At 55.6% G+C, this 11,967-nt stretch carries 12 protein-coding genes; 3 read left to right on the plus strand and 9 right to left on the minus strand.

Annotation, left to right across the window (positions count from 1 at the left end; genetic code table 11):
- The first annotated feature begins 3 nt into the window (after positions 1-3).
- The 3 genes from PHW99_RS02320 to PHW99_RS02330 are packed head-to-tail and all read left to right on the plus strand — an operon-like array spanning position 4 to position 5,077.
- Positions 4-1,215, plus strand: coding sequence for a restriction endonuclease subunit S (locus tag PHW99_RS02320; protein ID WP_300173440.1), 1,212 nt, complete (start codon positions 4-6; stop codon positions 1,213-1,215).
- Positions 1,205-4,201: an HsdR family type I site-specific deoxyribonuclease gene (locus PHW99_RS02325; protein WP_300173442.1), complete on the plus strand. Its 2,997-nt coding sequence runs from the start codon at positions 1,205-1,207 to the stop codon at positions 4,199-4,201. The genes PHW99_RS02320 and PHW99_RS02325 overlap by 11 nt, the downstream gene beginning before the upstream one ends.
- A gap of 42 nt (positions 4,202-4,243) precedes the next feature.
- On the plus strand, positions 4,244-5,077 hold the full coding sequence (locus PHW99_RS02330) for a hypothetical protein (protein WP_300173443.1): 834 nt from the start codon (positions 4,244-4,246) through the stop codon (positions 5,075-5,077).
- On the opposite strand, the gene PHW99_RS02335 is transcribed toward PHW99_RS02330, so the two are convergent.
- From PHW99_RS02335 to PHW99_RS02375, 9 genes are all read right to left on the minus strand, one after another.
- Entirely contained in the window at positions 5,031-5,513 is a 483-nt protein-coding gene (locus PHW99_RS02335; protein ID WP_300173445.1) for a DUF488 family protein, read from the minus strand. The two genes, PHW99_RS02330 and PHW99_RS02335, sit on opposite strands and share 47 nt — an antisense overlap.
- Positions 5,514-5,661: 148 nt before the next feature.
- Positions 5,662-6,120: a lysozyme gene (locus tag PHW99_RS02340; protein WP_300173447.1), complete on the minus strand. Its 459-nt coding sequence runs from the start codon at positions 6,118-6,120 to the stop codon at positions 5,662-5,664.
- Positions 6,117-6,593: a hypothetical protein gene (locus PHW99_RS02345; protein ID WP_300173449.1), complete on the minus strand. Its 477-nt coding sequence runs from the start codon at positions 6,591-6,593 to the stop codon at positions 6,117-6,119. The genes PHW99_RS02340 and PHW99_RS02345 overlap by 4 nt, the downstream gene beginning before the upstream one ends.
- Positions 6,590-6,883 (minus strand): DUF6127 family protein, encoded by a 294-nt coding sequence (locus PHW99_RS02350; protein WP_300173451.1) that lies wholly within the window; start codon positions 6,881-6,883, stop codon positions 6,590-6,592. The genes PHW99_RS02345 and PHW99_RS02350 overlap by 4 nt, the downstream gene beginning before the upstream one ends.
- Positions 6,884-6,970: 87 nt before the next feature.
- Positions 6,971-7,192 (minus strand): hypothetical protein, encoded by a 222-nt coding sequence (locus PHW99_RS02355; protein ID WP_300173452.1) that lies wholly within the window; start codon positions 7,190-7,192, stop codon positions 6,971-6,973.
- Positions 7,185-9,149, minus strand: coding sequence for a hypothetical protein (locus PHW99_RS02360; RefSeq protein ID WP_300173453.1), 1,965 nt, complete (start codon positions 9,147-9,149; stop codon positions 7,185-7,187). Before PHW99_RS02360 ends, PHW99_RS02355 begins: the two co-directional genes overlap by 8 nt.
- A gap of 28 nt (positions 9,150-9,177) precedes the next feature.
- Entirely contained in the window at positions 9,178-9,585 is a 408-nt protein-coding gene (locus PHW99_RS02365) for a hypothetical protein (RefSeq protein WP_300173455.1), read from the minus strand.
- The gene (locus PHW99_RS02370) at positions 9,582-10,676 is read right to left on the minus strand and encodes a hypothetical protein (RefSeq protein WP_300173457.1); all 1,095 of its coding nucleotides are present in this window, start codon (positions 10,674-10,676) and stop codon (positions 9,582-9,584) included. The genes PHW99_RS02365 and PHW99_RS02370 overlap by 4 nt, the downstream gene beginning before the upstream one ends.
- A gap of 3 nt (positions 10,677-10,679) precedes the next feature.
- Positions 10,680-11,966 (minus strand): hypothetical protein, encoded by a 1,287-nt coding sequence (locus PHW99_RS02375; RefSeq protein ID WP_300173459.1) that lies wholly within the window; start codon positions 11,964-11,966, stop codon positions 10,680-10,682.
- Position 11,967 lies beyond the last annotated feature (1 nt).

Genomic DNA, 11,967 nt, shown 5'->3' on the forward strand with positions numbered 1-11,967 from the left:
TTTATGCATAAAACTAAGAATGCAGAGAGCCTCAAGCTTGACTGGTGTCGCGTGAAGTTTGGCGATGTGGTGCGACAGAGCAAAGAAAAGGCGGACCCGGAATCGTCTGGGTTGGAGCGATACATTGCTGGCGATCACATGGATACAGATGACTTGCGCCTACGTCGTTGGGGTGAAATCGGCACTGGCTATTTGGGTCCAGCCTTTCACATGCATTTCAGGCCAGGCCAGGTGCTCTACGGGTCGCGCCGAACATACCTACGAAAAGTTGCAGTAGCAGACTTTGAAGGAATATGCGCCAACACAACATTTGTGCTTGAACCCAAAGACCGGAACGTACTGCTAGCTGAGTATCTCCCCTTCCTGATGCAGACGGATGCTTTCAATGCGTTCTCTGTAAAGAACTCAAAAGGCTCGGTTAACCCGTATATCAACTTTTCGGATCTAGCGAGATTCGAGTTCATGCTGCCTCCAATCGCTGAGCAATATCGTCTGATCGAACTTCTCAGGTCTCTGGAAGATAGTCTTGAGGCACTTACCGAAGCCTATAACGCAACGTTGCTGCTAGAACAATCTCGTATTGAGGAAGCATTGGATTCAGTGCCCACCGCGCGATTGATGACCGTTGAGCAAATTGTGTCCAAAGGGCCAAAAAATGGAGTTTCGCCAAAAGCTAATGCTAGTTCGAGTGGATATCCAACTCTTAGCATCAGCGCGGTCCGAGACGGTCGAATTGTCACCGAGGGCAATATCAAATATGCAGAGATAACAAGTTCAGAAGCATTGGCTTTTGCGCTCCATCCCAACGACGTACTAGTTGTTCGTGGAAATGGCAACAAACGCCTCACAGGGAAATGTGGTCTGGTTGATGTTGTCCCCAGGGGATGTTTCTATCCAGACTTACTGATTTGTCTGAAATTTGATAATGAAATCATTCGGCCCGAGTTTGCAGTGCTCCAATGGAACTGTCAGAGCACGCACAACCGGTTGATTTCTCGCGCAAAGTCCACCAATGGCATTTGGAAGATAAACGGTTCAGATATTCGCCAGCACTCGCTGAAGATTCCCACCATTGAGGAACAAGATGCGTTGCTGTTGGAGATGAGGTCCATCCGATCTGCTCGTCAAGAAGTTGGGAATCGCAAGGCCGCCACCCTGAGAATAAAAACTCATGCGCTAGCACATATCGAGCAAAGGGCAAGCAATGGGATTTAACGAATCGAACACCGTCGAAGCCTATGTCCGCGACCTGCTCGCCGGGCCGGTAAAAGCAATCCCTGCCAATGTCGCCCAGGAGTCGGAAGCCAGTTATGGAACCAGTCGCAAGGGTATTGGCTGGCGTTACAAGGCACCTGCGGATGTGCCACGCCAGATTCAGGAGGTGTTGGTCGAATCCTGGATGCGTGATGCGCTGATCCGCCTAAACCCTGAAATTACCGCTCAGCCTGACCGTGCGGATGAGGTGCTCTACAAGCTGCGGGCCATCGTGCTATCGGTGCGGTCCGACGGGCTGATTCGCGCCAATGAAGAAATGACTGCCTGGATGCGTGGTGAACGCTCCATGTCCTTCGGCGACAACAACCAGCATGTGCCGGTGCGCCTGATTGACCTGGACGACTTGTCGCAAAACCAGTACGTCGTCACTCAGCAGTACACCTGCCGAGCAGGTCCCACTGAGCGCCGTGCCGATTTGGTGCTGCTTGTGAACGGTCTGCCACTGGTGCTGATTGAGGCCAAAACACCAGTCAAGAAGTGCATCAGCTGGGTGGATGGTGCCGTGCAGGTAAACGCGGACTACGAGAAGTTCGTGCCCGAGCTGTTCGTCTGCAACGTGTTCTCAGTGGCCACTGAGGGCAAGGAGTATCACTACGGTTCCATTGGTCTGCCGGTAAAGGACTGGGGACCATGGCATCTGATTGAGGGCAAAGAGTCGGATAGCTCCCAACACCACCCGTTGAAGACGCTCAAGCGGTCGGCAGAGAGCATGTTGCGGCCCAACGTGGTGCTGGACATTCTGGGTAGTTTCACCCTCTTTGCCACGGACAAGAAAAAGCGCCGCATCAAGATCATTTGCCGCTATCAGCAGTACGAGGCCGCTAACAAGCTGGTGGAGCGCGTGGTGGCTGGTTACCCCAAGAAAGGGCTGATCTGGCACTTTCAGGGTTCTGGCAAGTCACTGCTGATGGTGTTTGCCGCGCAAAAGCTGCGCATGCACTCGCACTTGAAGAACCCCACGGTCATCATTGTGGTGGACCGCATTGATCTGGACAGCCAGATCACCGGCACATTCACCGGTGCTGACATTCCCAATTTGGAGAAGGCGGACACCCGCGAGAAGCTGCAACAGTTGCTGGGGCAGGATGTTCGTAAGATCATCATCACCACGATCTTCAAGTTCGGTGAAACCACCGGTTGTCTGAACGACCGCAGCAACATCATCGCGCTGGTGGATGAAGCCCACCGTACACAAGAAGGCGACCTGGGCCGCAAGATGCGTGAGGCACTGCCCAATGCGTTTCTGTTCGGCCTGACTGGCACGCCGATCAACCGCTCGGACCGCAATACCTTCTACGCCTTTGGGGCGGACGAAGATGCTTTGGGCTACATGAGCCGCTATGGCTTTGAGGAATCAATCCGCGATGGGGCAACGTTAAAGCTGCATTTTGAGCCGCGACTGGTCAACCTGCACATCGACAAGACCGCCATTGAGACGGCGTTCAAGGAACTGACCGGTGGTTTATCAGACCTGGACCGTGACTCTCTGGGCAAGACCGCCGCCAAGATGGCCGTGCTGGTGAAAACGCCAGAGCGCATTCGCCGTGTGTGCGAAGACATCGTGTTGCACTACCAGAGCAAGGTGGAGCCCAACGGCTTCAAAGGGCAGATCGTCACCTTTGACCGGGAATCCTGCCTACTGTACAAGGCAGAACTCGACAAACTGCTGCCCCCCGAGGCAACGGACATTGTCATGTCGGTACAGGCCGCTGACAAAAAAGAGCACCCCGAGTACGCAGCCTATGACCGCAGCCGTGATGCGGAAGAACGGTTGCTGGACCGTTTTCGTGATCCTGCGGACCCGCTCAAGCTGATCATCGTCACCGCCAAGTTGCTCACAGGCTTTGATGCGCCGATCTTGCAGGCGATGTATCTAGACAAGCCGCTGCGCGACCACACGCTGCTGCAAGCCATTTGCCGGGTCAACCGCACGTATTCAGACCAGAAGACACATGGCCTGATCGTGGACTATCTGGGCATCTTTGATGATGTTGCGGCGGCGCTGGAGTTTGATGACCAAAGCGTCAAGCAGGTGGTCAGCAACATTCAGGAGCTGAAAGACAAGTTGCCTGAGGCCATGCAGAAATGCTTGGAATTCTTTACCGGCGTAGATCGCAGCCAGACAGGTTACGAGGGCCTGATTGCAGCTCAGCAATGCCTGCCCAACAACACGGTGCGTGACAACTTTGCTGCCGAATACAGCGTACTTGGCAAGATCTGGGAAGCGCTGTCGCCAGACTCAGTGCTCAGTCCATTTGAGAAAGACTATAAATGGCTGTCGCAGGTGTACCAGTCGGTGCAACCATCCAGCGGCCATGGCAAGCTGATCTGGCATTCACTGGGTGCCAAGACAATTGAGTTGATTCACCAGAACGTGCATGTGGATGCAGTGCGGGATGACTTGGATACGCTGGTGTTGGATGCTGACTTGCTTGAGGCAGTGCTGTCTAACCCGGACCCCAAGAGCGCCAAAGAGATTGAGATCAAGCTGGTGCGGCGCATGCGCAAGCATATGGGCAATCCAAAATTCAAAAAGCTGTCTGAACGGCTGGACGCACTGAAAGACCGCTTTGAATCTGGGCAAATCAACAGCGTCGAGTTTTTGAAGCAGTTGCTGGAAATTGCCAAGGAAACGCTGCAGGCAGAAAAAGAAGTGCCGCCAGAAGAAGATGAAGACCGCGGCAAGGCTGCGCTGACAGAGCTGTTCAACGAGGTCAAAACGTCCGAGACGCCGATCATGGTCGAGCGCGTGGTGACGGACATTGATGAAATTGTGCGGCTGGTTCGCTTCCCTGGCTGGCAGGGCACGCAGGCCGGTGAGCGCGAGGTGAAAAAAGCCCTGCGCAAGGCGCTCTTCAAATACAAGCTGCACGCAGATGAGGAGCTATTTGAGAAGGCTTACACCTACATTCGTCAGTATTACTGACGAAGGGGCGTTCGCTTCAGAGGTTTTTAAAGGGAGTGAAGTATGGCTTTGGGTCGAATGGAACGTATCCTGATACTGGCAAAGACGTACCCGTCGCCCAGTGCTCAATACATGGAGACTTCGTGCGTCGCAGGTATCAGCCAAGACGGTTCAATGCGTCGGCTGTTTCCGGTGCCGTTCCGGATGGTCGAGCATGGTCATCAGTTTAAAAAATGGCAGTGGATTGATGTCCGAGTTGAAAAAGCCAATAAAGACCATCGCCTGGAGAGCCACAAACTCTGGGTCGACACCATCACCTGCAAAGAGGTGATTGATCACAAAAAAGGCTGGTTGGATCGGTGGCCTTGGCTCGACAAGATTCCAACTTTCGCCAGCATGGACGCAATTGATGCAGCCCGCGTGCAGGATGGACTCTCCATCGCTCTGCTCCGGCCCAAAAAGCTGGTTGGGCTGGAAATAAACAAGGCACGCAATGCCGATTGGACGGAAGAAGAGAAGGAAAAATTGGTCCGCGAGCAGATGCAGGAGGATCTATTTTCCGATGTCGATGCCAAGCGCCAAGTTAAGGAATTGCGCAAAGTGCCGTTTGATTTTTACTACCGGTATTTATGCGAAACCCCAGACGGCGAGAAAGAGCATCGCCACAAAGTCGTCGATTGGGAGGCCGGTGCTCTGTATTGGAATTGTCGCCAAAGTCACGGCGAAGGATGGGAAAAGCCCTTTCGCGCCAAGCTCGAGGGCCAACTCGGTACCAAAGATTTGATGTTTCTTATGGGAAACCAACACCGCTTTCAGAACCAGTGGCTGATCATCAGCCTGGTCTACCCGCCTAAGCGAAAGCCAGTGGAGGAGTCTTTACAAGGTCAGCTTTTTTAGCGCCTGCCTTGATGTGCGTCACCTTGGCGCCGCTGTATTCCCTTACCGCGTTTGCCACCATGGAGCGATGGCAAAAATTTGAATCTGCTTCAAAGCAAAGCAACGCACAGTTCGCACTGCTAGTCAGAAGCGACAGTTCCGCAATGGCATCGTCTTTAGTTTTCAGGTGCTTCATGAACCCTTCGGTGTAGCGTTTCCAGTTGCCATCTTCACGGTACAGATCACGCACGGGCTTTGGGCAGCCTAAATCCGCCATATGGACGTATTCACGTCCAGAAAGATTCAGTAGATTGGCCAGAGCATTCTTGGAGAATCCAGCCTTACGTGACAGGGGCAGCTCACGAACATCGACAATCGTGTCTATGTCGTGTTCTGCAAGCAGCGACATAAACCCGTCGATATCTAGTCCTTCGTAGCCAATGGTAAAAACGTTCATTCAATAATCCCTCTGTAAATTGATTTTAACGATGCCACGCTCTGTGCATCAGACCGAATACCCTTGGTAGTCAGTGTCCTTTTGTATGGGGTTTGGGGTGCCATACACACCATGTGCTCACACCAAATTGGTGCACCTGACCGCAAAGTCATCGCAGAAGCACGGCTTCAGCTTGACGGCGCACTACCAGTCCTGGCAACACTTTGCCGCCACCGTGCACCCATCTGGAAAGTTCCTGTACGGCACCAAGCCAATCCAACATGTTCACCCTGCGACGTAGGGTTGACGTTTGCAGTCGGCCAGCGCCAAGGTTAAAGGTGAAATCCACGATGGCTGCCATTCGAGATTCAGATTCCGTTGCCAGCACAGGGCAATACCGCAGTGTGGCGGTGAGCGCCGTCATCAGGTCTTGGGCCAAATAGACCTCGGCATCAGCCTCAGAAATCGGCGGATGGTCTGGTTTGCACAGATGGCCAAACCCCACAGTCCAAAACCCGGCAGGACAGATGTAGGGATGGGCTCTGCGCAATGGGTCGTTTTTCGGTACCCGGTGGAAGCCTTCAAACCGCTTTGCCAGCTCCACGGCTGCTTGAGGCACAGCAATCATGACCGACCCCGATCAAAAACCCTTCCTAAAAACCAGAAGTTAAGCACCCCAGCCCAAAGCGCCTGATCTGCTTCCGACCAAGCGGCCAACACGGCAACGCTCCAGCCAGCCCCCGCGTTCAGCGCAGAAACGAACGCCACCGTCTTGGCAGCGCAGTACAACAGCATCAGCCAGTAAGTAATGATCGGCCGCACGCTTGATGACAAGGCATCAGCCCACCAAACACCGGTTTTCTCACCCTGAGTTCGTACCGCGTCGCGCAGTGCCTCAATGGCACCTGTGTTCCAGGCCGCATCGGCTTGTGAGCCAATTTCAGCCATGCGCTGCGCACCACGAATCTTCTCAAATTCCAGGGCCTTGTCCTGCATCGCCAACTCGTGGCCACGTTCGCCCTTCCGATCCAGCCATTTCAGGAATTCTGGAGCCAGTCGAAACGACCCACCCAACAATCCACCCAGCAATGTTTCGATCATTGGGCACCTCCGAACAATTTAAGTTTGATCAGGGTGCCGGTCAGGATCGCCATCACCAGCCCGGTGACCACCATCTTGATGATGGTCAGACCCGCAGTCTTCTTGGCCTCATTGAAGGCATCAAGCAGATTGCGCAGTTCACGGATGTCGTGGGCAGCGTCTTCGCCATCGAGCCCCACTCCATGCAGGGCGTGACGCGCACCCTTTTCAGCCGCACGCTCAAGCATTTGCTCAAAGTCTGCCTGCGGCATCGTGACTGTCTTGCGTCGTTCAATTGATGTATCTTCCATTTTCATGCTCCAAAAATGCGAAACCCGCCAGATGCGCGAGATGCACACCGAAGCGGGTTTCAGGTTTAAAACTGTTTTCAGTAGGGGTCAGATTTCAATGATTTCCAGACTCAGATTGGGCGCAACGGCTTCCAAAACGCCATCGCGCACAAACACACGCGCACCCATGCTTGCGCTTCCTCTGGCCTTGACCGTGCCGCCACCGGGCAACTGGACGGTGACCACACCTGTGCCAATCTCAGACACGGTGCCGACCTGTAGCGGTGGGTCAGACAGCAATTGCTTGAACTGCTCATAGACGTTATGCATAGGTCTGCACTCCCAAGGTTTGCCAGACCTCTGGAAATCCGGCCTGGACTTGGGTGGATCTCACCAGCCCGATGCGGTCAACACCGCCATCTCGGTACTGGACAAAGGCACCGGGCTCGATGATTCCGGTTTCAACCAGCACAGGCAGATTCAAACTGACCTCGATCTGCCGACCGGTGTCACTCAAAACTGCCAGTCCACGCTGGCGGGCAACAGCAGCCTCAGTGATCAGGGCATCCACCACCATCGGTGCCAGAGAATCGCCAGCGGTACCTGACCGGGTCACCTGCGCCAGCACTCCGGCATCCATACCCGAGATAAACACCCGGTTGTAGGATGGCTTTTCCAGCCAGCGTAGGGACTCTTTTTCCACTGCATCAACTGGCAGAACAAAGTTTGGGGTCACTGTCGCCCACTCCCAGGGTGCGACCGGATACCGGTGGCGCACGCGAATCGTTTGATCTCTGGGGTGTGGCAGCAAATAGCCCCCGGCTGCCCCGGCTATGACACTCAAAGCCTCGATCCATGTCCCTTGGTGCGAAAACACCCCGGCTGGCACGTTCCAGTCGGTCAAACCCCAGTCCAGATTCCAACCCATAGGCACACCGTTGATGGTCAGCACATCGTCCATTAACTGGCGTGCCGTTCGCGCCTGAGAGTTGGTGAACGTCATCACCGGCGCATAGGGTGCAGCCAACACGGAGTTCTTGCCACGACCAGTCAATCGAATGCTGGTCTGCCCAAAACTGCGCTCACGGCTGATGTTTTCAGCAAGGACTGCGAAAGTGGTGCCGTTCACAGTGGCCAGCAGCTCCACTACCCCTGATCCGTTGGGTTCGATCAAACTTTGGGCGCTATGCGGTAGCACGGCATCAAATCCCCAAGCCCAGGAGGACGCATCAAGCGATAGGGACAAATTGTTGACCGGTACCTCCACCCCGTCGGATGCCCGGCGCAGACTGATATCGTTGATCACAAAATACACCTTTCTAACCGCTACGGTCACAACGCCGGTTGGCTGTGTTGGAGGAAATTCACACTGACGAGTCCCAAACACCAACATGGGGGCTGCCAATGATGGACAGGCAAACAGCAAGGCTGTGCCCCAGTACGTCGGGTCAACGGGTGGGATCAACGGCGTCAAATGCGCACCGGGTCGCGGCACCCAGGCCTCCTCAAAGGCCGATGGCAGAAATCTTCTCATTGGGATGGCGGCACCAGCATGGCCCGTGTACCCCTTGTTGCGAGGAATCGCGCCAGTCCAAGAGTTCTCCAGCCATGCGCGCCTGTCATGCAACCCGTCCTGAAAACGGCCCACGGCGCGAACGGTTGGCGCACGCAGGCCTTCCTGGAAGGGACTGGTGCTGTTCACTCGTCGATCAGCCAGCCCATCCGACCAATTGGCGTGCAGACGTGACCGCCTCAAACAGCCATCCTGAAACTGCGATCCAACCTCTCGGCTGGAACGAATGGCCTCAACATATCCCGGGCTGACCCCAAAATGCTCGGACACAGCGTTTTGCGAGTGATCCTGCGCGCCAGCATTGGTTGCCTGCGCGTGCTGCTGTGGTTGGGTCAAGCCGGACTCTGTCACAGTGGACACCTGCGACCAGGTCTGCACCTGTGCGACCGTCGGCCGTTGCGTCTGGCTCTGGTACTTCACAGCGACCGTGCCGACCAGATCAGGCAATGCTGCTTGCAACGCGAGTGGCACGCCAATGACCAGGTGCAGTCGCGCGACCAGTTCTGGCAGTGCCCCTGAGACTTCGAGCAGCGAGTCCGGGTGGGTGCTGGTGTCACTGTCACCAAACACCAGTCGGGTCGGATGCACCCTGGGCGGCTGTGAAAACACCAGATCGGTGATTTTGGCGTTCGGGTCAGTAATACCTTCTCCAAACACCATCACCAGCGGTTGTTCAATCAGCGGTGTACCAGCAAAGACTAAGTTTTCTGGCACGACGCGAAACCTCACAAATCAAAGTCAATCAAGTCAAAGTGCATTGCCCCAGTAGCGCCCGCGCACCGGCGTAAAGCACCGTTCCGCTGGTGCCCGAGAGTTTGAAATCTCCGGTACCCGCAGCATCCGACACCGAACCGTCGGCCACCACTTCATCACGGCCGTTGATCCAGCGTGCCCAAAGCGCAGTGCCCGTCTCCAGAATCAGGTCACCCGATGGCTCTGACTGCTTGAGGGTCAACACGCTGGCATCGATCTCACCGCACGGCTTGGCCAGTAGGATTTCCACCAGCAGCCCACCACCCGGGTCACCGCCGGTTGCTGGCTGGTTGGTTGCGTACAGTCGAATGCGGCTGTTTTGCGGGCCAGCATCCGCGAACGTCAGTGTTCCGGTCAGCCGCGCCAGCTTGTGCGCAGGAGAAATGGCCAGCGTCATGGCGAATGCTCCAACATCAACTCAGGAATCACCCGATCCGCCACCACCGCACGAAACGCTTGGGTGTGGTCATAGCTCACCACGGTGTAGGTGGTGTTCATGGCGACCCGGCCAAACGAATAGGCACCGGTAGCCGCTTCACTCCATGTCTCGCGGATAACGGCCCGAGTGGCTTCCTCGATCAGCAAAACACGCCTCCTCACTGGTGTGGATGGTGTGTTTTTGACAGTGCCCACCACTTGGCCCACACCACCGAAGTAAATGTCGTGTTGGCCCAAGATCGGCACCAGCGCTTTGTTGCGAACTCCCAAACCATCAAGCGCTTGCATCGGTGCAGTGTTGATGCGCCCAGTGTTATCACCCAGACCTTGTGTAGCCAGATTGACCGTTGGAATTGTGTTCACCCGACTCAGGTCAGTGCCGTACCCATGAAAAACCACAGGTGGCCCCACCACGGCCAGACGAACCTGCGCCTCCAGGTCTTGCAGATCGGCGAGGCTTGCAACCCCATCAAACATACCCAGTGCCGACAAATTCGCATACATGCCCCAGGATGATGGCCAATTCGAGCCCACACTAGAGAGCAAGCTAAGTGGCGCGGCGAATTTCGCCCCCACCCAGGATCCGTTGCAGTAATACTGGTAGCCACTGGCATCAAAAGCGATGGCCACGAACTTGACCGCTGCCCCAGTGGGCAGTCCGACCGAGTTTGCCGTGCCTTCGCATCGAATTTGCCCATGTGGGCTCAGTGTTGTGACATCCGTCTCTATCAGCAGCGCATGAAAGTTGCCAGACACCCCGTAGTCAGAGAACAGCATCACCCGTGGATTGACGTGACTCACCAGCGCCATCAGCACGCCAGCAGTCGGACGAGTCACTCTTCTGTAACTCCAGCCAGCACCCACACCTTTGACGCAGGTGATGGATTGAACGGGATTGGTTCCCACCACCACCAGACTGGCCGACTGGCCCGCCATGTCCGCATGGTTGCCGCCACCGGTCAAATCGGTCAGAACCGAGTTCGACTCGAAATGTGAGGAGTCATAGGCAATGATTGGGGTCAAACCCGCAGAGCTTGTCCACCAGCTCATGGCTTACCACCATGGCCCGGTGATGTCATAGGCCAGTGTGGCGGTGTAGTTGCCACTGCTGACACCATGGGCGACCTTGAGCAGTAAAAAGGTGCGCCCAGGGTAACCTGCCACGCCCGAAATGGTGTCGAGGTGGTTGAAACTGGGGCTATCGTTATGCACCCAAAACATGCCTGGCATCCGGCCGCGCAAGTGGGAGGTTTCGCGCAGCAGCGTTGGGTGCAGGATCATGCTGTAGTCCGGGCCATTGGGCCAACTGATGCCCGTGCTGTAACCTGAAGTGGTCTGGCCGTTGTTGGTGTTCAGGCTGGTAAACGAGGGATTGACGTTGTTGCCGATTTGCAGATAGCTGCGCATCAAAATCTTGCCGGTGCCGTCGAGCGTTCGCGGAAAACGTGAGCGCCAGTCGGAGGATTGATAACCTTCGCTGTCATAACTGCTGTTGGGTATGGACGCATAGTTGTAGGCCTCCTGCGCGCAGAGCAAGGTGTTGAAACCGTCGGCACTGCGGTAACTCTCGAAGTCGGTGAAGCACTTGCCACCCAAACCGCCCGAACTCCAGGTGTCATTGAAAATGTAGAAACCACGATCATCACCAACCAAAGTCCACGGGCGGTTCAAAACAGATGCGCCGTAGTGATCGTAGGCGTTGCCATCTGACCTGGCGTAGTACCACTTGTACCAACCGTCATACACACCGGCACCGGAACCGGTCGCGATTTCGTTTCGTGTCGGGTAAGCACTGTCAAACGGAGCCCGGGCACCGACGAACGTGTCAATGTCACTCATGCCTTGGGCCATGGTCACTTTGGCTTTTTTGGCGTATGTGGTGGTGTAGGCCGGATCACAACTGTCGTCCACCCGCAGGTAGGGACGATTGGACAGGACATTTTTGCTGCGGTAAGCGCGCTTGTTGGTGCCGGTAAACGCAATCTCCCAGCCCAGGGGTGCCACCTTGGAGGTGATGCTCGCTCCAGTGGCCGGACTCACAGGCGTGCCGGTGATGGCATAAGTGAAAGTGCTTGTCGTCACAGCCACCACACGCACCTCGCCGTTGTACTCGTTTTGATCTGCGCCAGAGATGGTCAGCACTTGGCCCACCCAGTACAAGTGCCCTGCGGGAATGCTGGCTGTGGCCACACCGGCGACGCTGGTCAGAGTCTCGATGGTTTTGAGGTTGAAACCAGTGACCAGCACCGCATCGAGGAGTGCCGTCATGCAGCCCCAGTCGTTGGTCAGTTGAGGGGCACCCTGCATGGTGTTGGCGTAATATTTGACGGGCAGAGTCATG

It is taken from the genome of Rhodoferax sp., from assembly GCF_028689305.1.
GTDB lineage: Bacteria > Pseudomonadota > Gammaproteobacteria > Burkholderiales > Burkholderiaceae_C > Rhodoferax.

What these genes read in the sequence shown, in the direction of transcription:
- PHW99_RS02370 (WP_300173457.1), bottom strand. Translation starts at nt 10,676, where the DNA reads ATGAGCTGGTGGACAAGCTCTGCGGGTTTGACCCCAATCATTGCCTAT.
- PHW99_RS02335 (WP_300173445.1), bottom strand. Translation starts at nt 5,513, where the DNA reads ATGAACGTTTTTACCATTGGCTACGAAGGACTAGATATCGACGGGTTT.
- PHW99_RS02345 (WP_300173449.1), bottom strand. Translation starts at nt 6,593, where the DNA reads ATGATCGAAACATTGCTGGGTGGATTGTTGGGTGGGTCGTTTCGACTG.
- PHW99_RS02355 (WP_300173452.1), bottom strand. Translation starts at nt 7,192, where the DNA reads ATGCATAACGTCTATGAGCAGTTCAAGCAATTGCTGTCTGACCCACCG.
- PHW99_RS02340 (WP_300173447.1), bottom strand. Translation starts at nt 6,120, where the DNA reads ATGATTGCTGTGCCTCAAGCAGCCGTGGAGCTGGCAAAGCGGTTTGAA.
- PHW99_RS02365 (WP_300173455.1), bottom strand. Translation starts at nt 9,585, where the DNA reads ATGACGCTGGCCATTTCTCCTGCGCACAAGCTGGCGCGGCTGACCGGA.
- PHW99_RS02325 (WP_300173442.1), top strand. Translation starts at nt 1,205, where the DNA reads ATGGGATTTAACGAATCGAACACCGTCGAAGCCTATGTCCGCGACCTG.
- PHW99_RS02350 (WP_300173451.1), bottom strand. Translation starts at nt 6,883, where the DNA reads ATGGAAGATACATCAATTGAACGACGCAAGACAGTCACGATGCCGCAG.
- PHW99_RS02320 (WP_300173440.1), top strand. Translation starts at nt 4, where the DNA reads ATGCATAAAACTAAGAATGCAGAGAGCCTCAAGCTTGACTGGTGTCGC.
- PHW99_RS02375 (WP_300173459.1), bottom strand. Translation starts at nt 11,966, where the DNA reads ATGACTCTGCCCGTCAAATATTACGCCAACACCATGCAGGGTGCCCCT.
- PHW99_RS02330 (WP_300173443.1), top strand. Translation starts at nt 4,244, where the DNA reads ATGGCTTTGGGTCGAATGGAACGTATCCTGATACTGGCAAAGACGTAC.